This is a genomic window from Polaromonas sp. JS666, from assembly GCF_000013865.1.
Lineage (GTDB): Bacteria > Pseudomonadota > Gammaproteobacteria > Burkholderiales > Burkholderiaceae_C > Polaromonas.
Window position 1 is genome coordinate 4,076,486 of record NC_007948.1, and the last position, 17,736, is coordinate 4,094,221.

The 17,736-nt window shown below is 62.9% G+C and carries 16 protein-coding genes; 9 read left to right on the forward strand and 7 right to left on the reverse strand.

The annotated features are described in order from the left end of the window. Positions 1-33: 33 nt before the first annotated feature. Genes BPRO_RS19395 through BPRO_RS19405 form a run of 3 tightly spaced genes read right to left on the reverse strand, consistent with a single transcriptional unit; the run spans position 34 to position 2,206 of the window. The gene (locus BPRO_RS19395; protein ID WP_011484769.1) at positions 34-801 is read right to left on the reverse strand and encodes a hypothetical protein; all 768 of its coding nucleotides are present in this window, start codon (positions 799-801) and stop codon (positions 34-36) included. Beyond that, positions 801-1,346, reverse strand: a complete 546-nt coding sequence (locus BPRO_RS19400; RefSeq protein ID WP_232291434.1) for a DNA-deoxyinosine glycosylase — start codon at positions 1,344-1,346, stop codon at positions 801-803. Before BPRO_RS19400 ends, BPRO_RS19395 begins: the two co-directional genes overlap by 1 nt. Then, entirely contained in the window at positions 1,343-2,206 is an 864-nt protein-coding gene (locus tag BPRO_RS19405) for a TatD family hydrolase (protein ID WP_011484771.1), read from the reverse strand. Before BPRO_RS19405 ends, BPRO_RS19400 begins: the two co-directional genes overlap by 4 nt. 166 nt (positions 2,207-2,372) lie before the next feature. On the opposite strand from BPRO_RS19405, the gene BPRO_RS19410 reads away from it, so the two are divergent. The 8 genes from BPRO_RS19410 to BPRO_RS19445 all read left to right on the forward strand — a co-directional run bounded on the left by BPRO_RS19410 (position 2,373) and on the right by BPRO_RS19445 (position 10,950). Next, on the forward strand, positions 2,373-3,449 hold the full coding sequence (locus BPRO_RS19410) for an extracellular solute-binding protein (RefSeq protein WP_011484772.1): 1,077 nt from the start codon (positions 2,373-2,375) through the stop codon (positions 3,447-3,449). A gap of 21 nt (positions 3,450-3,470) precedes the next feature. Further along, positions 3,471-4,577 (forward strand): ABC transporter ATP-binding protein, encoded by a 1,107-nt coding sequence (locus BPRO_RS19415; protein WP_011484773.1) that lies wholly within the window; start codon positions 3,471-3,473, stop codon positions 4,575-4,577. Positions 4,578-4,582: 5 nt separating this feature from the next. Continuing rightward, complete coding sequence (locus BPRO_RS19420) at positions 4,583-5,488, forward strand: ABC transporter permease (RefSeq protein WP_011484774.1); 906 nt, start codon at positions 4,583-4,585, stop codon at positions 5,486-5,488. 247 nt (positions 5,489-5,735) lie between these two features. Then, a complete protein-coding gene (locus BPRO_RS19425; RefSeq protein ID WP_011484775.1) occupies positions 5,736-6,596 on the forward strand; it encodes an ABC transporter permease in 861 nt (286 codons plus the stop codon). Positions 6,597-6,800: 204 nt separating this feature from the next. After that, positions 6,801-7,754 carry a S1C family serine protease gene (locus BPRO_RS19430; RefSeq protein ID WP_011484776.1) on the forward strand — a complete coding sequence of 318 codons (954 nt, stop codon included), beginning with the start codon at positions 6,801-6,803 and terminating at the stop codon, positions 7,752-7,754. A 9-nt stretch (positions 7,755-7,763) separates the two neighbouring features. After that, on the forward strand, positions 7,764-8,798 hold the full coding sequence (locus tag BPRO_RS19435; RefSeq protein ID WP_011484777.1) for an AAA family ATPase: 1,035 nt from the start codon (positions 7,764-7,766) through the stop codon (positions 8,796-8,798). Continuing rightward, entirely contained in the window at positions 8,779-9,870 is a 1,092-nt protein-coding gene (locus BPRO_RS19440) for a DUF58 domain-containing protein (protein ID WP_011484778.1), read from the forward strand. The genes BPRO_RS19435 and BPRO_RS19440 overlap by 20 nt, the downstream gene beginning before the upstream one ends. A gap of 39 nt (positions 9,871-9,909) precedes the next feature. Continuing rightward, positions 9,910-10,950, forward strand: a complete 1,041-nt coding sequence (locus tag BPRO_RS19445) for a VWA domain-containing protein (protein ID WP_011484779.1) — start codon at positions 9,910-9,912, stop codon at positions 10,948-10,950. Between the two features lie 78 nt (positions 10,951-11,028). On the opposite strand, the gene BPRO_RS19450 is transcribed toward BPRO_RS19445, so the two are convergent. Genes BPRO_RS19450 through BPRO_RS19465 form a run of 4 tightly spaced genes read right to left on the reverse strand, consistent with a single transcriptional unit; the run spans position 11,029 to position 14,068 of the window. Then, positions 11,029-12,393 (reverse strand): hypothetical protein, encoded by a 1,365-nt coding sequence (locus BPRO_RS19450; RefSeq protein ID WP_011484780.1) that lies wholly within the window; start codon positions 12,391-12,393, stop codon positions 11,029-11,031. A gap of 7 nt (positions 12,394-12,400) precedes the next feature. Beyond that, complete coding sequence (locus BPRO_RS19455; RefSeq protein WP_011484781.1) at positions 12,401-13,147, reverse strand: hypothetical protein; 747 nt, start codon at positions 13,145-13,147, stop codon at positions 12,401-12,403. Positions 13,148-13,184: 37 nt separating this feature from the next. After that, positions 13,185-13,763: a hypothetical protein gene (locus BPRO_RS19460; protein WP_011484782.1), complete on the reverse strand. Its 579-nt coding sequence runs from the start codon at positions 13,761-13,763 to the stop codon at positions 13,185-13,187. Between the two features lie 29 nt (positions 13,764-13,792). Beyond that, complete coding sequence (locus BPRO_RS19465) at positions 13,793-14,068, reverse strand: DnaJ domain-containing protein (RefSeq protein WP_011484783.1); 276 nt, start codon at positions 14,066-14,068, stop codon at positions 13,793-13,795. Positions 14,069-14,592: 524 nt separating this feature from the next. Between BPRO_RS19465 and BPRO_RS19470 the strand changes: the two genes are divergently transcribed. Next, complete coding sequence (locus BPRO_RS19470; RefSeq protein ID WP_011484784.1) at positions 14,593-17,604, forward strand: ATP-binding protein; 3,012 nt, start codon at positions 14,593-14,595, stop codon at positions 17,602-17,604. The last annotated feature ends 132 nt before the right edge of the window (positions 17,605-17,736 follow it).

The following is a 17,736-nucleotide window of genomic DNA, read 5'->3' on the forward strand; positions in this document are numbered from 1 at the left end:
CTCCGGCGATTGCCACCCCGTCCTCATCCGGCATCAGGTCACCGGCTTGAAAAGCCGCAGCCACTTTTTGGCGGGCAGGTCCCAACGTGATTCAATGACGCCCGCCTGCAGCAGGAGTTCGGCCCGGTCCGGGCGCGTGGGCTCGCGCTGGGCCATCACGACCGTGTTGCCCTCACGCGTCGGCCGGAAGGCCCAGACCGCCTCCGGGCCAAAGGCCTCGGCGATCTTGGTCAGCGAGTGCACATAACTCGAATCCCGGCCGAAGAGGTTCACCGTCATCACCCCCTCATCACTGAGAAGGCGCCGGCAATCAGCGTAAAAATCAGCACTGTCCAGCACCGGCGCCGCCGCTTCGTGGTCGTACAGGTCGACATGCAGGAGATCAACACTCCCCTGATGCCGCGGGTTCTGGATTTCTTTGGCGGCATCGGCCTCGATGACATGCAGCCTGAGGTCGTCGCGCGGCAATTTGAACCAGAGCCGGCAAGCGGCGATCACCTGCGGGTTGATCTCGATGGCCGTGGTTTTCATGCGCAGCTTTTTGTAGCAGAACTTGGTCAGCGCCGCCGAGCCCAGCCCAAGCTGCATCGCATGCTTTTTTGACACGGCCGTAGCGTCCATGAACAGCAGCCCCACCATCATGCGCTGCACATACTCCAGCTCAATGTCATAAGGCGCATCGCGCAGCATGGAGCCCTGCACCCATTCAGTACCCAAATGCAGAAAACGCACATCGCCATAGTCGGAGAAATTGACCTCTGGCAACTCCAGGGTGGTGTTCTCGGTAATTTTTTTCGCCATCAGATCAATTCGTGTTTTTCAAAAACTTCGCGCCAGGAGCTAAGTTTGCGCTCAAAAGACCAGGACGCATTGGCCGGGCTGGTGGAAGGTAACCGGTAAACCGGCAAACCCAGCAGCACCGTGTATTTTGAATGCTTGAAGCTTTCCCCTCCGTTATGGGCGACGGCCCGCAATTTCGGGCAGAGCTGCCTGACGGCTGCAAAATCATTCACCACCGCATTGCGGATATTGCTGTCCAGGCTGCCGTCGCGTTCACACGCCGCGTACACGTCCCAGACTCCAAGTCGCTTCGACAGCAGCCATTCGCTACGAATCTGATAGCCATCTGCCCCCGTTCCTATTGGGCCATCAGGCCAAATGGCTTGCAAAATCTTCCAGAAATGGTTTTGCGGATGCCCGTAGTACTGCTGGGCGGCCAAAGACGCAGCGCCCGGGAAACTGCCTAGGATCAAGAGGCGCGTCTGGCCGCAGACGAGCGGCGGCAAGCCGGTCAGCACGGCAGTCCTCCCGTCATGACTCACGACATTACTCACCACATTGCTCACGACACGAGCGCCTTGAGCCGGGGCAGCGCCTCTAGCGCGTTGGCGCTGGTGGCGCTGGCCAACGCTTCGGCCGAGATGCCGCGCAGACTCGCCACTTGCTGTGCAATGCGGGGCAACTCGCCCGGCTCATTGCGGCCCTGGCCCTGCCCGGCCGCACGCTGCGCTGCCGTGGTGTAAAGCCAGTGCGGTGGAATGTCGGGTGAATCGGTTTCCATCACCAGCACCTCCAGCGGCAACTGGGCGGCCAGGTGCCTGAGCTGCCGGGCGGGCTCAAACGTGACGGCACCGCCAAAGCCCAGCTTGAAACCCAGCTTGACGAACTCCATCGCCTGCTGTTCGCTGCCGTTAAAGGCATGGGCAATGCCACGCCAGCCGTCCTCCGGGTGCTCCGGGTGATGGGGCACCAGCTCACGCAAATGTTTGAGCAGCTTGTCGGCCGATCGCCGCACATGCAGGATGACCGGCAAGCCGTGCTTGCGCGCCAGCTTGAGCTGCTCGCGGTAGAAATATTCCTGGCGCTCGCGCATGGGGCTTTGCGTCAATGCGGGCACAAAATAGTCAAGCCCTATTTCACCCACCGCCACCAGGCGCGGGTCGGACTTTCTGAGGGTCAGTTCCGCATCCAGCGCCAGCAGGTCGGCCTCTTGTGCTTCGGGCACGCAAAGCGGATGTATGCCCAATGCGTAACTGTCCGAAAACTCATGCGCCAGCAAGCGCACGGCCGCGAAGTTGCTGACTGCCACAGCCGGCAGCACGCAATGCGCGACCTGCCTGACGGTAGCCCGCGCACGAACTGCGGCCACATCTGGCGAGAACTCCCCGGCATCGAGGTGGCAGTGTGTGTCAATCCAGAAGGTCATTGCGGGGGGTGGCGTGAAAAAAGGAGAAGCGCGCTATCAGTGCAGATGATATTGACACAGAAATGAAACCAGTACAGGCTATGCTTTTTTCGCATGCTCATGCATTTCCGGGCTTTGCTGCAATCCCTTCGCGTCACATCACCATGTCATCAACCAGGAAAATCCCATGAAATTATCTCGCCTGATGCGCCTCATGATGGGGGCCGGTCTGCTTGCTTCTAGCCTGGCCAATACGGCTTGGGCTCAGGATCAGAAACTGCGGCTGATTACCTGGGCGGACTACGTGCCGGCTGATGTTGTGGCGCAGTTCAAAAAGGAAACAGGAATTGACGTCGAGCTCACCCTGTCGAACAACGAGGAGATGATCTCCAAATTGCGCGCCACCGGCGGTGCGGGTTTTGACCTGGCCCAGCCCTCACAGGACCGCATCACCGGCCCGCAGCAGGAGTTTGGTATTTACAAACCCATGGACCTGAGCAAGATCAAGTCCGAGCTGTTCATTCCTGCCATGCTCGACGCCACCAAAAAGAACACCACGCTGGCCGGCAAGGTCTATGGCCTGCCGCACATCTGGGGTACCGACGGCCTGGTGGTCAACACCCAGTTGGCGAAGATGAGCGACTACCCCGATTTGTGCAAAGCCGATGTCAAGGGAAAGACCGCCGTTCGCCTCAAGCGGCCCACCCTGCTGGCATTTGCCTTTGCCTCCGGCAAGGATCCGTTTGCACTTTACAAAGACCCAAAAGCCTATGGCGCGCTGATGGACGAAGTCGGCAAAACCATGATCGCCTGCAAGAGCAACATCAAGTTTTACTGGGACAACAAGGACCAGCTGCTCAACGGCATGCGCACCGGCGAAGTGGTGGGCGCCATGATGTGGGATACCGGCGGCTGGAAGCTCAACAGTGAAAAACCCGAAATCCAGTACATCGCCCCCAAGTCGGGCGCGCTCGGCTGGATAGACACCTTTGCCATCCCCGCCAAAGGCCGCAATGATGCTGCCGCGTATGCCTGGATCAACTTCAACATGCGTCCGGAAATCGCTGCCAAGGTGGCGGGCTCCGCCGGCAACTTCACCGCCGCCAAAGGCGCTGACCAGCTGATGGACGCCAAGCTCAAGGCCCAGTTCGCCGCCAGCTTCCCGGAAGCCGCCCTGAAGAACGTCAAATGGTATCCGGCCGTACCGGCCGGCATCGAAGACATCGAGGGCCGTGTGCTGGACCGCATCAAGGCCGCCCGGTAACCATCGCCCGCCATTCAAGCGGTGCAGGCAGACCTTCAAGCCGATCACGTCGGTAAGCACTACGGCGGCCAGCTCGCCGTCAAGGACTTGTCCCTGACGGTCGAGCGCGGCAGCTTTTTTTCCATCCTCGGCCCATCGGGCTGCGGAAAAACCACCCTGCTGCGCATGATTGCCGGTTTCCTGGCGCCCGACACAGGCCAGATCCACATCGGCGGCAAGCCCATGAATGGCGTGCCGCCCAACCAGCGGCCGGTCAACATGGTGTTTCAGCACCTGGCCCTGTTTCCCATGATGTCGGTGGGTGAAAACGTCGGCTACGGCCTGGCGCGGCGCGGCTTGTCCCGTGCCGACATTGCCAAAAAGGTGGGCGCCATGCTGGAGCGCGTGAGCCTGCCGGGCATGCAGGACAAGCGCGTCGACCAGCTCTCCGGCGGGCAACGGCAACGCGTGGCGATTGCCCGCAGCCTGGTGCTGGAACCCACTTTGCTGTTGCTGGATGAACCGCTGGGCGCGCTGGACCTCAAACTGCGCGAGCACATGAAGGTCGAGCTCAAGCAGCTGCAGGCGGACTTCGGCACCACCTTTGTCTATATCACGCACGACCAGTCGGAGGCGCTGGTGTTGTCCGACCATGTCGCGGTGATGAACGCCGGCAGTTTCGAGCAGCTGGGGACACCCCAGCAGCTTTATTACCAGCCCCAAACGCCTTTCGTGGCGGGCTTTGTGGGTGCCAACAACAAAATTACAGGCCGCGCCACGCAGGTGGATGCGGGACCGGAGGGCCTTGTGACCTTCATGTCCGGGCTGGGCCTGGCAATGCGCGCCCGCGCCATGGGCACTATTGGCACCGGCCAGGCGGTTGAAGCCTTTGTGCGCCCTGAGGCCGTCAGCCTGGCGCGCGACGCCAGCGAGCTGCCGGCAAGTCACCCAACGCATGCGGGCCAGGTTGAAAGCCTGCTGTTTGACGGCGCCAACTCGGCCGTGCTGCTGAGCGAGGCGACCACCCGCACCGGGTTCCGCATTGCGCTGCCGCAAACCGGCCGTTTTGCCGACCTGCGCATCGGGGAAACCGTGGCCTTCAGCTTTGACCCGCAGCAGGCCGTCTGTTTCGCGGCGGCGAGCGCCTGAGATTCATGCAAACCGCGGTTGCCGCCCCGGGAATTGGCACAACACCAGCCTCAACGCAGGCCCGGCTTATCCTTTTCCTGTTGCTGGCGCCTGCGCTGATCTGGCTGGTGGGCCTGATTGTGCTGCCGCACATCGATCTGGCGGTGCTGTCGCTGCGCGAGCGCATCGCGCCGCGGCAGTACACGCCCAGCATCGCCCAGTACCGCACCTTCATTGAAGAGCCGCTGTACTGGCACACCTTTGTGCGGACAGCCGTCATGTCCATCCTGGCCACACTGATCACGCTGCTGCTGGCCTTTCCGGTGGCCTGGACCATTGCCAAGCTGGTGCGCGGCCGCGCCAAGTCCTTGCTGCTGGTGCTGTGCCTGATCCCCTTCTGGGTCAGCGAAACCGTGCGCACCTTGGGGTGGATGATCCTGCTGCGCGAGTCCGGCGTGCTGCCCGCCCTGCTGGTGCAACTCGGCCTCACGGCAACCCCTGTGGAAATGCTTTACCGGGATGCCACCATTCTGGTGGGCCTGGTGTACACCTCCATGCTGTTCATGGTGGTGCCGCTGATCAGCGCCCTGGAAAGCCTGGACGACGCCCTGATTGAAGCGGCCTACGATCTGGGAGGCACCGGCCCCTCCATCCTGCGCCAGATCGTGATTCCGCACGCGGCGCCCGGAATTCTGGCCGGCTGCATCGTGGTCTTCATGCTGACCCTGGGCAACTACCTCACGCCCACCTTGCTGGGCGGCAAAAACTCGCTATGGTTTACCGAGCAGATTTACACCCAGTTCATTACCCGTTTCAACTGGGAACAGGGCGCTGCCTTCGGCTTTTTGCTGCTGGGGCTGTCCACCGCCATCGTCTGGCTGGGCCTGAAGCTCACGGGCCAGAAATTCGGTGAAGTGATGAGGAAGACATGACACACCCCCGTTGCGGACTCACTTCGTGTAGCGGCCTCCCCCCTGGCAGGGGGCGACACCTGCGGCCCGGCAAAGCCGGTTCCGCGATGGACACGACACACCCCCGTTGCGGACTCACTTCGTGTAGTCGCCTCCCCCCTTGCTGGGGGCGACATCTGCGGCCCGGCAAAGCCGGTTCCGCGATGTCACTGGCATTTCACCGCCTGCGCCAACACTGCGGGTGCGCATCAGGCTGGGGAATCATCGAATGATCGCCTCCCTGCCCCGCCCGGCCTGGCTGCGCGCCGGCACGGTGGTGTATGCCCTGGCCTTTTTCGCCTTCCTGTTCCTGCCGCTGGCGGTGGTGGCGGTGTTCGCCTTCAACGACGCGCCCTATCCCGCCCCGCCCTGGCGCGGCTTCACGCTGGACTGGTTTTTTGGCAGCAAGGCCGGCCGCACCGGGCTGTTTTCGGACGGGCCGCTGCTGGCCAGCCTCTGGACCAGCGTGGTGGTGGCGGGCTGGGTCACGCTGCTGGCGGTTCTGGTGGGTACCACCAACGCCTTTTTGATTGAGCGCAGCCGGTTTCCGGGCAAGCAGGCCCTGTCTTTGCTGATGCTGGCCCCGCTGGTGATTCCGGGCGTGATTCTGGGCATCTCGATACTGGCCTTTGCCAGCCGGATGGCGCAATTTGCAGACGACATATGGGGCCTTGAGCTTGATTTTCTGCGCCCCGGCCTGCCGCTGGTGGTGCTGGGCCAGTTTTCGTACATCGTGTCCATTGCCACCCTCATCATCACGGCGCGCCTCAAACGCTTCGACATCACCCTGGAAGAAGCTGCTTACAACCTCGGCGCCTCGCGCGCAGCGGTCTTTGCCACCATCACGCTGCCGGCGCTCAAACCGGCCCTGGTAGGCGCTGCGGCCATTTCATTTTTGATGTCTTTTGAGAACTTCAACACCACGCTGATGCTGGTGGGTTCGGACGCGCCGCTCACCGTCATGATGTATGGGCGCATGCGCGAAGGCGCCACCCCGGTCCTGAACGCCGTCAGCCTGTTTCTGATGCTCGCCTCTGCCGCGCTGGCACTCACGCTGCTGCGCAAGCCAGCCATCGGCGGGGCAGCCTGAGACGCCTGGCGGCCAGCTGTGCCAACCCCGCCTGAGGCGGGAGTCGACACGCCCATAAAACCGCCTGTTACAGCGGCCTCGTGCGAATACCCAAATACGTGCATGAACGCAAAAATCGTGATACGGTGCAGTTCTTGAACCCGCAGTTTTTGAGCTTTTTTTGAGTGTGTTGAGCGTTTAGACATTTACCTCACAGGTGAACGGATGCGAAGGCCTGCCCTCTACAGTAGCTCCAGCCACGACCGCCGCGGCAACGACGCTCCGGATGCACCCGAGGCCGACCCGCCTGCGCAGTCCCCGCCCCAGGAACTGCCGCTACCGGCACGCACTTCACGTTTTTCACGCCTGGCCGCGCGCTTTCCGGCCTACAACCTCTACCTGCTCTGGTCCGTCATTGCCCTGTTGGCCCTGTTGCTGGCCATCAGTTTTTCCCTGTCACTGCACCCGCCGGGCCGCAAACTGACCCAGCACGACATCAACGCAGCCGTCCTCAAGACACTGGAGACGACCACCCTGCCCTCAGCCGCCGCCAAGGCCTATCAGGTGATCAGCCCTTCCGTGGTGCGCGTCGTGGGCCAGGGCCGGGAAAAGGATGGCAAGGACGGCAGCAAGGAAGAAGGCGAGCGCAGCGTGGGCACCGGCGTGGTCATCGTGGACAAGGGCATCATCCTGACCAACCTGCATGTGGTGCAGGGGGCAGAGAACATCAAGGTCACGTTCTCCGACGGCCTGGAGTCCACCGCCTCGATTGTCGGCATACAGCTGGAAAACGATCTGGCGGTGTTGCAGGCCGACAAAATTCCGGACGACATGATCGCCGCCACCATGCGCTCCACGGCCGACCTCGCGCCGGGCGATGAGGTGATGGCGGTGGGCTATCCGTTCGGCATCGGCCCTTCCGCTTCGGCCGGTGTCATCTCGGGGCTCAAGCGCACCTTCCGCTCGCCCGAGGGCAAGCAGCAAATGACCAACCTCATCCAGTTCGACGCGGCCGCCAACCCGGGTAATTCGGGTGGGCCACTGGTCACCATGGATGGCGAAGTCATCGGCATCGTGACCGCCATCTACAACCCCAACCAGCAACGCACGTTTGTCGGCATCGGCTTTGCCGTGCCGATTGAAAACGCGGCCTCGGCTGCCGGCATGCCCCCATTTTGAAAGACCCGAATGGAATCGCACACCCCTGATCATTTGCCTGTGAGCCACTTGCCCGTGAGCCACGAAACCGCCCAGTTGATGGAGCAAATCCTCTATGAGGTCAAGCGCGTGGTGGTCGGGCAGGACCGCTTCCTCGAACGCGTGATGGTCGCCATCCTGGCACAGGGCCACCTGCTGGTGGAGGGCGTTCCCGGCCTGGCCAAGACCCTCACCGTGAAAACGCTGGCCAGCACCGTGCGCGGCAATTTCAAGCGCATCCAGTTCACGCCTGACCTGGTGCCGGCCGACCTGGTGGGTACGCGCATCTACAACCAGAAAACCGGCGAATTCAGCACCTCGCTCGGCCCGGTCTTCACCAACCTGCTGCTGGCCGACGAGATCAACCGCGCGCCAGCCAAGGTACAAAGCGCGCTGCTCGAGGTCATGCAGGAGCGGCAAGTCACCATTGCGGGCATCACGCACAAGGTGCCCGAGCCGTTTCTGGTGATGGCCACGCAAAACCCGATTGAGACCGAAGGAACCTACCCGCTGCCCGAAGCGCAGGTAGACCGCTTCATGATGAAGGTGCTGGTCGACTACCCCAGCGACGAGGAAGAGTTTGTCATCGTCCAGCGCGTCACCGGCCCTGCGGTGGCGGTAGCGGCCGTGGCCACCACCGAGCAGCTGGCCGCCCTGCAGACCGAATGCCGGCGCGTGTATGTCGACCCCTCCCTGGTGCAGTACGCGGTGCGGCTGGTCTCGGCCACGCGCAACCCCACCCGGCACGGGATCAAGGACCTGGCGCGCTTCATCACCTTTGGCGCCAGCCCGCGCGCCACCATCAACCTGACCGAAGGCGCCAGGGCACTGGCCATGCTGCGCGGCCGCAGCTACGCCCTGCCCGAAGACATGACCGACCTGGTGCCCGATGTGCTGCGCCATCGCCTGGTGCTGTCTTACGAAGCCCTGTCAGAAGGACTTTCGGCCGACACGGTGGTCAGCAAGATCATGGCCAAAATCCCGGCACCCACCAAGCCGCTTGCTCATGAAAAACTCGCCGCCTAGGGATATAAGCCCCCACGCTCCGCCGCTGCGCGGGTCGCTGCCCCCCGAGGGGGCTGGCCTTGCTTGGGGCGGCCCTGCGCTGCGGCCGCTCGCACCTCCTTCGCCAGCCACGGCACCCGCCGCTGGGGCAGAGCAGTTGCTGCGCCGCCTCGAATGGACCGTGTTGCGCCGTCTTGACGGGCTGCTGCAGGGCGACTACCGCACCCTGCTGCGCGGCGCCGGCATGGACCTGGCGGACCTGCGCGAATACCAGCATCACGACGACGTGCGTCACATTGACTGGAACGTGACGGCGCGCCTGCAGCAGACGCATGTGCGCGTCTTTACCGAAGACCGCGAAATGAGCGCCTGGTTTTTGCTGGACCTGAGCCCTTCAATGGACTTTGGCTCCGGCGAACTGCGCAAGCGCCACGTGTTGACAGAATTCGTCGCCGTGCTGGCGCGCATGCTGACGCGCCACGGCAACCGCGTGGGCGCCGTGCTCTATGGCGCCGGCGTAGACGCCGTGATTCCGGCGCGCGGCGGCCGCCACCATGTGCTGCGCATGCTGCATACCCTGCATGCACGCCCTGAATCGGCCGGTACCGGCCCCACGCGCCTGCGCGAATTGCTGGAGTCCGCCGCCAACCTGGTGCGCCGGCGCTCTACCCTGTTTGTGGTGTCCGATTTCATCAGCGAGCCGGGCTGGGAAAAACCCCTGGGCCTGCTCGCACTGCGCCATGAAGTGGTGGCCGTGCGCCTGCTCGATCCGCTGGAGCTGGAACTGCCCGATCTCGGACTGATCCCGATCCGCGATGCCGAGACCGGCGAACAGCTGCTGGTCGACACCCACGATGCGGGTTTTCGCAAGCGCTTTGCCCGCATTGCCGCGCAGCGCGAAGCCGAGTTGCGGCAGACCCTGGCACGCGCCGGTGTCGACACGCTGGAGCTGTCAACCGATGACGATCTGGTGGATGCCATCATGCGTTTTGCCGACTTGCGCAAACGCCGCAGCCGGCTGTCTGGCGGCCATGCGGCCGGCATGCATGCGGCATTGGGCAAGTTGCCCTCGCACCTGCGACAGGCCGCCTGAACTGCCTGAGTAGTACCCGGTACCGCCCAAGGAACTTTCATGTTTTTTCTCTGGCCCCAATTTCTCTGGCTGCTGCTGGCCGTACCGCTGCTTGTGCTGCTGTACCTCTGGTTGCTGCGCCGCAAGAAAAAACTGGCCGTGCGCTACGCATCACTGGCCATCATCAAGGAGGCCATGGGCCCGGGGCAAAGCATTCGCCGCCATATCCCGCCCATCCTGTTTCTGCTGGCCATGGCGCTGATGCTGCTCGCCACGGCGCGACCGATGGCCGTGATCACGCTGCCGTCAAACCAGCAGACCATCATGCTGGCCATAGATGTTTCAGGCAGCATGCGCGCGACCGACGTGCAGCCCAGCCGCCTCGTGGCTGCGCAAACGGCCGCCAAGGCCTTCCTCACCGAACTGCCGCGCACGGTGAAGGTCGGCCTTGTCGCGTTTGCCGGCTCTGCCCAGGTGGCGCAGATCCCGACGGTGAACCGCGAGGACCTGGTCTCCGCGATTGACCGCTTCCAGCTGCAGCGCGGCACCGCCATCGGCAACGGCATCGTCATGTCGCTTGCCACGCTCTTTCCGGATGCCGGCATTGACCTGCAGTCCATGCAATCCGGGCGCGAGCGTCAGCGCGGCTTTGCCATTGACCAGGAGAAAAAGGAAGCGAAAGAATTCACGCCGGTGGCGCCGGGCTCCTACAACTCGGCCGCGATCATCCTGCTGACGGACGGCCAGCGCACCACCGGCGTCGACTCGCTCGATGCCGCCAAGCTGGCAGCCGACCGCGGCGTGCGCGTCTACACCGTGGGCATCGGTACCGTCGACGGCGAAACGATTGGCTTTGAAGGCTGGTCCATGCGCGTCAGGCTCGATGAGGAAACCCTCAAGGGCATCGCGCGCGCCACGCAGGCCGAGTACTTTTATGCGGGCACGGCGACTGACCTCAAAAAAGTCTATGAGACCCTGAGCTCACGCCTGACGGTGGAAAAAAAGGAGACCGAAGTCTCCGCCCTGCTGGCACTGGCAGCCGCAGCGCTGGCGCTGCTCTCCGCCGGGCTGTCACTGCTGTGGTTTAACCGGATTCTTTAAGGCGGCGGCCTGGCAGATGCGCTCAGGCACCGAGACAGCGAGACCACGAGACAGCGATAAGGATCGCTTCAACACCCATCACTGTTTCACATTGCACTCGCGCCGCAGCAGGGCCAGCGCATCTGCCTGCGCAAACACCGAATCGCTTTGCAGCAGGTGCTGCGCTTCGTCAACAAAGTCCGTCCACAACCGGGCATAGTCGTCCTGGTATTGCGCGGGTGCGTTCTCCAGGATGTATTGATGGGCCAGGGCCGGGTCAAAGCCCGGCTTGGCGCCCGCTTTTTGATTCTTGCGGATCAGGGCCGCAGCGGCCTTTTCGCTCAGAAGCGTCTTGGGAGGGGCACCGGCGGCCACGCATAAAAACAGCGTGAGCAGCGAGCCGTCATCGCTGTTCCCCCCAGTGGCCTTGTCCCAGGCTTTGGAGACAGAACGGTCATGGTGGTCGATTTCGCTCGCCATGTCTTCCAGCCAGAAATACCGCCCAAAGAGCGGCGGCGTCCGGTGGTCACTGTCCTTGGCAAAAAGCGCCCTGGCCGGCAGGGAAGCGTCCAGGATGCGGGGTAAATCGGCAACGACGGATTGCCGCACAAGCTCCACCACCGCCCTGAATTCATCGGGCAGGTTTTGGGGAAGGACGATGGGCAAGGTCAAAGACCTGGCGCTACCCTTGTCGGCACCAGCGCCGGCCTTCTTCGCGAGTGCTGTGGCGCTGGTTTTGGCTAGTCCGTATCTCTTGCGCAGTGCCGCCACCATTTTTTCAAAGGCAACCCAATCCGGCATCTCGGCGTGTTGGGTGGCGGACAACACCAGGAGCGCCGTACGAATCACTGCTTCGGCATGGGTGTGCGCCTCTTCCAGTTCGGCGACGTCCAGCCCCAGCTGTTCGGCCAGCCAGATGGCAGCGTCCTTCTGCTGCTTGACCGGACTGCGCCTGGCCAGTTCAGCCTGATAGTCATCCAGGCTTTTGAGCGTCCACGCGGCAAACACGCTGGACGGCGCCTGGCCGTCAAGGCTGTCACTGCCCGGATTGGTGTCAAAGCTGGTGCTCTCGGGCAGGGCCAGCAAGGCCTTCAACATGTCCGAGCCGCCCTTGGAGCGGGACAAAAACGAATGGTCACGCAGCGACTCGGCGGCTTTGCGCAGGTCGCCGCCACTGGTGCTTTCCAGGTAAAGGCTGACCAGGTTAACCATGCGGTCCCTGGCCTTTTCAAGTTCCGGGCGCAAAAATTCGCTGCCAAAGTGGCGCGCAATCTGCACCATGCCTTTGGGCGCATCCTCGCAAATGGCGTCCAGCTTATGCTGGTTGATGATGCCGTTCTGCACACCAAACTGCAGCGCCTTTTCAAAGAACGGGCGCGCATCATGGAGCGAGACCGAAGAACCGGACGCTGGCGGGGCTGAGGGTTGCGTGGGCATCGTGGAGAGATGGGCTTTCGGACTCATGCCGCTTTTAGATTGCCGATTCCTCGTCTGACTCGCGCGCAGCGGGCGTGGCCTTGCCGCGGTCGGTATCACCCGTCTCGACCTTGCCATCGTCTTCTTCGGCGTCTTCTTCCTCCTCGACGCCCAGGTCATGCGCACGCGCCTTGGCGCGCAGCACAGTCAGCATCTCGATGAAAAGGTCGGGGCACTGGTAGCGCAAAATCCAGGCGAGCTCCATCCAGTCGTGGTCGGCAATTTCGTCCTGTTCGACGCGCGGCTTCGCATAGGCCGAGGCCTGCAGGGCGGCCTTGGACAGCAGTTCACCCGTGTCATCCACGGCATCAAAGGTGCCGGTACGGGCAAAGGCTTCGACGCGGCTCCACTTTTCAGTGAAGTAGTCGGCCAGCGCTTCGCTGCCGCCCTCCAGGTCGCCAATCGCATTCAAAAACGCCAGCGGGTCCGCGTCTTCCCTGAAGATCACCGAGTTGACCATGCCGCGCAGGTGGGTGCGGGTCAGGTCCTTGTACTGCTTTTCAATCACCACCGCGCGCGCGAACTGCTCGGGCGTGACCAGCAGGTTGATGACCGATTCCTTCGAGTTGTCGTATTCGCGGATGACCGCCAGGATGTCTTTGGGCGGCAGCAAGTCCAGCACCACCATCAGCGCAGCGTCGCCCTCGGTGTCGGCCAGTTCGACCAGTGCGGACTCGGCGCCCACGATGTCGCCGGCGGCAATCAGGGTCTGTGTCTTGGCAATCAGGGCAAGGTGGTTCATAAAAGCTTCACGTCCAATCCAATCTGTCGGTCATCCATCAATCTTTGCGGTCAAAGCCCTGCTCGACCAGCCAGTCGGCACCGGCTTCCTGCCGGATTTTCTCGTCGTCTGCTCCATCGCCGTATTCATCCGCGTCAAAGCCTTGCGGGCGATTGTCGCCGTCCTCATGACTGCTTTCGTCGTCGTCTTCGGACTCGTCATCCTCACTCTGCCCGGCAGATGCAACAACCGGCTTGCCCGCCATGTACTCCAGGCCGGCAGCCACCGCCAAAAACCACTCGCCGCCCGGTTGCTTCAGCACCACCTCGGCCAGGTCCTGGGCCCAGGGTGCCAATTCAACCGCGTCAGCAAAGCCGCCCCACTCCGCAAACTCATCCGCCTCAAGGCTGAGCAGGTGATCCATCACCCCAGGCAACTTGAAGTGAAAACCGCGATGGAACATCACCGCCACCATCTCGGGACTCAGTTCCATCATGTGGACAAGGAAATTGATCTCCCTGCGTTTATCAGCCAAACGCTGGCCCAGCACATCGCGCCCTTCGGAGTCAAAGGTCAGGTCATCGATTTCAGACTGGTAGGCCGAACGCAACTCAAGGAAAAAAGGGGTGATCGTCATGTCACGGGGTCCTTCGTGTCATGCACGTATCAAAGCAGGGGGTTGAAATAATTTGTCCAGATCTCGCGCGCCGTCTCGACCGGACTGTCGAGCAGGTTGCGGCGCCGGTTGTCGTCATAGGCTTGCCGTTTGTCCGCATCGGACAGCACCGCGTAAGCCTCCTGCACCGCACGGAAGCGCGCCCCCGCATCAGTGGCGGCGTTTTTGTCGGGGTGCAAGAAAGACGCTTTCTGGCGAAAGGCCTTCTTGACATCGGCCAGCGTCGCAGCGCTGTTGAGCCCAAGGGTGGTGTAGTGATCGGTCATATGAGCGCAAGCGTTTCGGTAGAACCAACAGCTGTTGGCTCATCCGAAATGCGGAGGATTTTGGTGTACCCGGGATATCGCCAGCAAACGCGCTGCCCCTAGATTATGCCCGGCCAGCTTATTCCCGGCCTGGCAGCTAGTACTCACATCCACGCCGGCAGTTGCCCCTCCACCAGCCGGAGAGGTCGCCCGCAGCGCACCGCCGTGCCGATGGGTAAAACAGAAAAGGCCTATGGCGTTTCAAGAAACTAGTCTATTTAGAGGAGGCGTCTTCACGGCTTGCTCCCTAAAATTCAACTGCGGGGTTTAGTGCTTTTTATTTAACTGGCGTAAGGCTGCAATGTGCTGAAAGTCATTTCCCGACAATCACTTAGCTCATTTCGAGACCGCCACCTTATGCCGCAGCGGCCGTTGCGTACCGCAGACCCCGGGCATACATTACGCATTGCGTTGTGCGCCTTGACGTGCGACACATTGCTCTTATCGTTGTGACCACCTTGTTCGCGATCCTCACCGGGTAGCAAATGACAGACAAAAACGTAGCGGACACCAACTCCAACGCCGTCAACGTGCCGGGCGCCGCCGCCCCTGTCGGCGCGCCTCCCAGGGACCTGTTTACCGGCGGCGGCGAAATGGGTGCGATCATGCGCGCGACGGACTGGTCCAAGACGAAGCTCGGCCCGATTGAAGCCTGGCCGAACAGTCTCAGAACCATGCTGGGCGTCGTACTCGGCAGCCGGTTTCCCATGCTGCTCTGGTGGGGCCCCGATCTCCTGCACCTCTACAACGACGCATACCGCCCCATTCTGAGGGACAAGCACCCCGCGTCGCTCGCCGCTCCAGCCGCGGAGATGTGGGCCGAGGTCTGGGACGTTGCCGGGCCCATGGCAAGGAGCGTCCAGGAAGGAGGCCCGGCGACATGGACGGAGGACCTTCAGCTGTTCATTAACAGCGGGGCCATGGTCGAGGAAACGTACTTCACGTTTTCGTACAGCCCCGTCCCAGGCGATGACGGGCGCGTCGGCGGCCTGCTCAACACGGTGCAGGAAACGACAGTGAAGGTGCAGGGCGAACGCCAGATCCGGATGCTGCACGAATTGGCCGCGCGGGCGGCCGAAGCAAAATCCGAGAACGAAGCGTACCGGATTGCCGCGGAGGTCCTTTCGGCCAACGAACTGGATCTCCCGTTTGTGCTGCTCTATGTTCTGAACGAGACGGCTTCCGACGCTGAACTCGTCGCCGTGAGCGGCTGGAAGGAGTATGAAGGCCGCGCCAGGCCCGCGCATGTGCCGGTCAAGGAGGGTGCAAGTACAGCTTCCTGGCCCTTTGCTGAAGTCATTCGAACCGCTCAGGAACTCGTCGTCGACGACCTCTCGTCGCGCTTCGGGCCGCTGCCGGCGGGTCGCTGGAACGCACGGCCCGAACGAGCTATCGTCCTGCCGCTTTCGCGGACAGGCCAGTCCGAGCCTTATGGGTTTCTCGTTGCCGGCATCAGCCCGCACCGTGCATTCGAAGACCGGTATCGAAGGTTCTTTCGGGCTACCGCGGATCAGGTGGCGACCGTCATCGCCAATGCCCGTGCCTACGAGGCAGAAAAGACGCGGGCCGAGGCCCTGACCGAGACCGATCGGGCCAAGACCGCCTTCTTCAGCAACGTCAGCCACGAGTTCAGGACCCCCCTCACGCTCCTGCTCGGACCGCTGGAGACGCTGCTTGCCGAGCGCGAGCTTGGTGCCGAGGCGCGGGATCGGCTGCTCCAGATGCAGCGCAACGCGTTGCGCCTGCTGCGCCTGGTGAATGCGCTGCTCGATTTCTCGCGCATGGAGGCCGGGCGGCACTCCGCGCGGTTCGCGCCGACCGACCTCGCACGCTACACCGCGGATCTGGCGAGCGCGTTTCGCTCGGCCATGGAAAAAGCCGGGCTCTCCTTTGCGGTGGAATGCCCGCCGTTGCCGGCGCCGATCTACGTCGACCGCGACATGTGGGAGAAGATCGTCATGAATCTCCTCTCCAATGCGCTCAAGTTCACTTTCGAGGGCGGGGTGAGCCTGCGCCTTGTTGCGGCGGATGGCGGCGCGCACCTGACGGTGAAGGACACGGGCTCGGGCATCCCCAGGAGCGAACTGCCGAAACTCTTTCAGCGGTTCCACCGGGTGGAGGGCGCGCGCGCTCGCTCGCACGAAGGCACGGGCATCGGGCTTGCGCTGGTCCATGAGCTCGTCAAGCTGCACGGCGGCGAGATCCGCGTCGCGAGCGACGAAGGCCAGGGTGCGGAATTCACGATCACGCTGCGCGGCGGGCGCAACCACCTGCCGCCGGAGCATGTCGTAGCAGAGTCCCCGGAGGCCGCATCGGTGGCGAGAAGCGCGTCGGCCTATCTCGACGAGGCGCTGCAATGGCTGCCTTATGAGTCGCAGCCGATCGCCTCCGCTCCGGCAAGGAGCGGTGCTCGCGTGCTCGTCGCCGACGACAACCGTGACCTGCGGACCTTCCTCTCGAGCCTACTTGCGCCGCATTACGACGTGCAGGTGGTGGCCGACGGCCGCGAAGCGCTCGCCGCCATTCAGCAGAGAAAACCGGACCTCGTGCTGAGCGACGTGATGATGCCGAACCTCGACGGCCTGGGCCTGGTGCGGGCGCTGCGCGAGGATCCCGAAACGCGCACGCTGCCGGTGATTTTGCTGTCGGCGCGCGCGGGTCAGGAAGCCTCGCTCGAAGGCCTTTCCGCCGGCGCGGACGACTATCTCGCCAAGCCGTTCACGTCCCAGGAACTGCTCGCGCGGGTGCGCACGCACCTCACCATGGCACGAGCGCGCGATGAGCTGAACACGGAGCTCATGCACGCCAACGAGGAACTGGAAGCGTTCAGCTACTCCGTGTCCCATGACTTGCGGGCGCCGCTGCGTGCAGTCAACGGATACACGCATCTGCTCGAGGAGGGCTACGCGACGCAGCTCGACGACGAAGGACGGCGGTTTCTTCGCGTGGTGCGGGAGGAAGCCGGCCGGATGGGGCAGCTGATCGACGACCTGCTCAATCTCTCGCGGATCGCGAGAGCACAGCTCAGCCGGGACCCGGTCGATCTCTCCGCGCTTGCCCTGGCCGCCGGCGAAGAGCTGCAGCGCAAGGAACCCGAACGGCGGGTCAGCCTGCTGATCCAGGAAGGCCTCGTCGCCGGGGTGGATCGCCAGCTATTGCGCATTCTGTTTGACAATCTTCTCGGCAACGCGTGGAAATTCACGGTCAAGACCGGTGAACCGAGGATCGCGTTCGGAACGGAACAGCGCAATGGCAGCGAGGTATTTGTGGTGCGCGACAACGGAGCCGGCTTTGACATGGCTTACGCCAGCAAGCTGTTTCGGCCCTTTCAGCGACTCCACACCGAGAGCGAATTCCCTGGAACGGGGATCGGGCTCGCAACCGTTCGCCGGATCGTCGAACGCCACGGCGGCCGCGTGTGGGCAGAGGGCGCGCCAGGGCGCGGCGCGGCCGTCTTCTTCACGCTCCCGCCCGCGGCAATGGAAGGCCGGAGGTGATTCGCAATCGATATCGCCCGTCTGGGGTTGCAAGCAGACAGTCAGGGGCCAACGCAGTACCCAAGAAAATGCCGCATAACAAGTGGTTGCGGGGACGCACGAAACAGCAGCCTCATAACTTTATAGGTGCGA

Coding starts and splice junctions, on each gene's coding strand:
- BPRO_RS19395 (WP_011484769.1), bottom strand. CDS start 801: ATGGCGAAAAAAATTACCGAGAACACCACCCTGGAGTTGCCAGAGGTC.
- BPRO_RS19465 (WP_011484783.1), bottom strand. CDS start 14,068: ATGACCGATCACTACACCACCCTTGGGCTCAACAGCGCTGCGACGCTG.
- BPRO_RS19470 (WP_011484784.1), top strand. CDS start 14,593: ATGACAGACAAAAACGTAGCGGACACCAACTCCAACGCCGTCAACGTG.
- BPRO_RS19405 (WP_011484771.1), bottom strand. CDS start 2,206: ATGACCTTCTGGATTGACACACACTGCCACCTCGATGCCGGGGAGTTC.
- BPRO_RS19430 (WP_011484776.1), top strand. CDS start 6,801: ATGCGAAGGCCTGCCCTCTACAGTAGCTCCAGCCACGACCGCCGCGGC.
- BPRO_RS19420 (WP_011484774.1), top strand. CDS start 4,583: ATGCAAACCGCGGTTGCCGCCCCGGGAATTGGCACAACACCAGCCTCA.
- BPRO_RS19445 (WP_011484779.1), top strand. CDS start 9,910: ATGTTTTTTCTCTGGCCCCAATTTCTCTGGCTGCTGCTGGCCGTACCG.
- BPRO_RS19435 (WP_011484777.1), top strand. CDS start 7,764: ATGGAATCGCACACCCCTGATCATTTGCCTGTGAGCCACTTGCCCGTG.
- BPRO_RS19425 (WP_011484775.1), top strand. CDS start 5,736: ATGATCGCCTCCCTGCCCCGCCCGGCCTGGCTGCGCGCCGGCACGGTG.
- BPRO_RS19450 (WP_011484780.1), bottom strand. CDS start 12,393: ATGAGTCCGAAAGCCCATCTCTCCACGATGCCCACGCAACCCTCAGCC.
- BPRO_RS19455 (WP_011484781.1), bottom strand. CDS start 13,147: ATGAACCACCTTGCCCTGATTGCCAAGACACAGACCCTGATTGCCGCC.
- BPRO_RS19460 (WP_011484782.1), bottom strand. CDS start 13,763: ATGACGATCACCCCTTTTTTCCTTGAGTTGCGTTCGGCCTACCAGTCT.
- BPRO_RS19410 (WP_011484772.1), top strand. CDS start 2,373: ATGAAATTATCTCGCCTGATGCGCCTCATGATGGGGGCCGGTCTGCTT.
- BPRO_RS19440 (WP_011484778.1), top strand. CDS start 8,779: ATGAAAAACTCGCCGCCTAGGGATATAAGCCCCCACGCTCCGCCGCTG.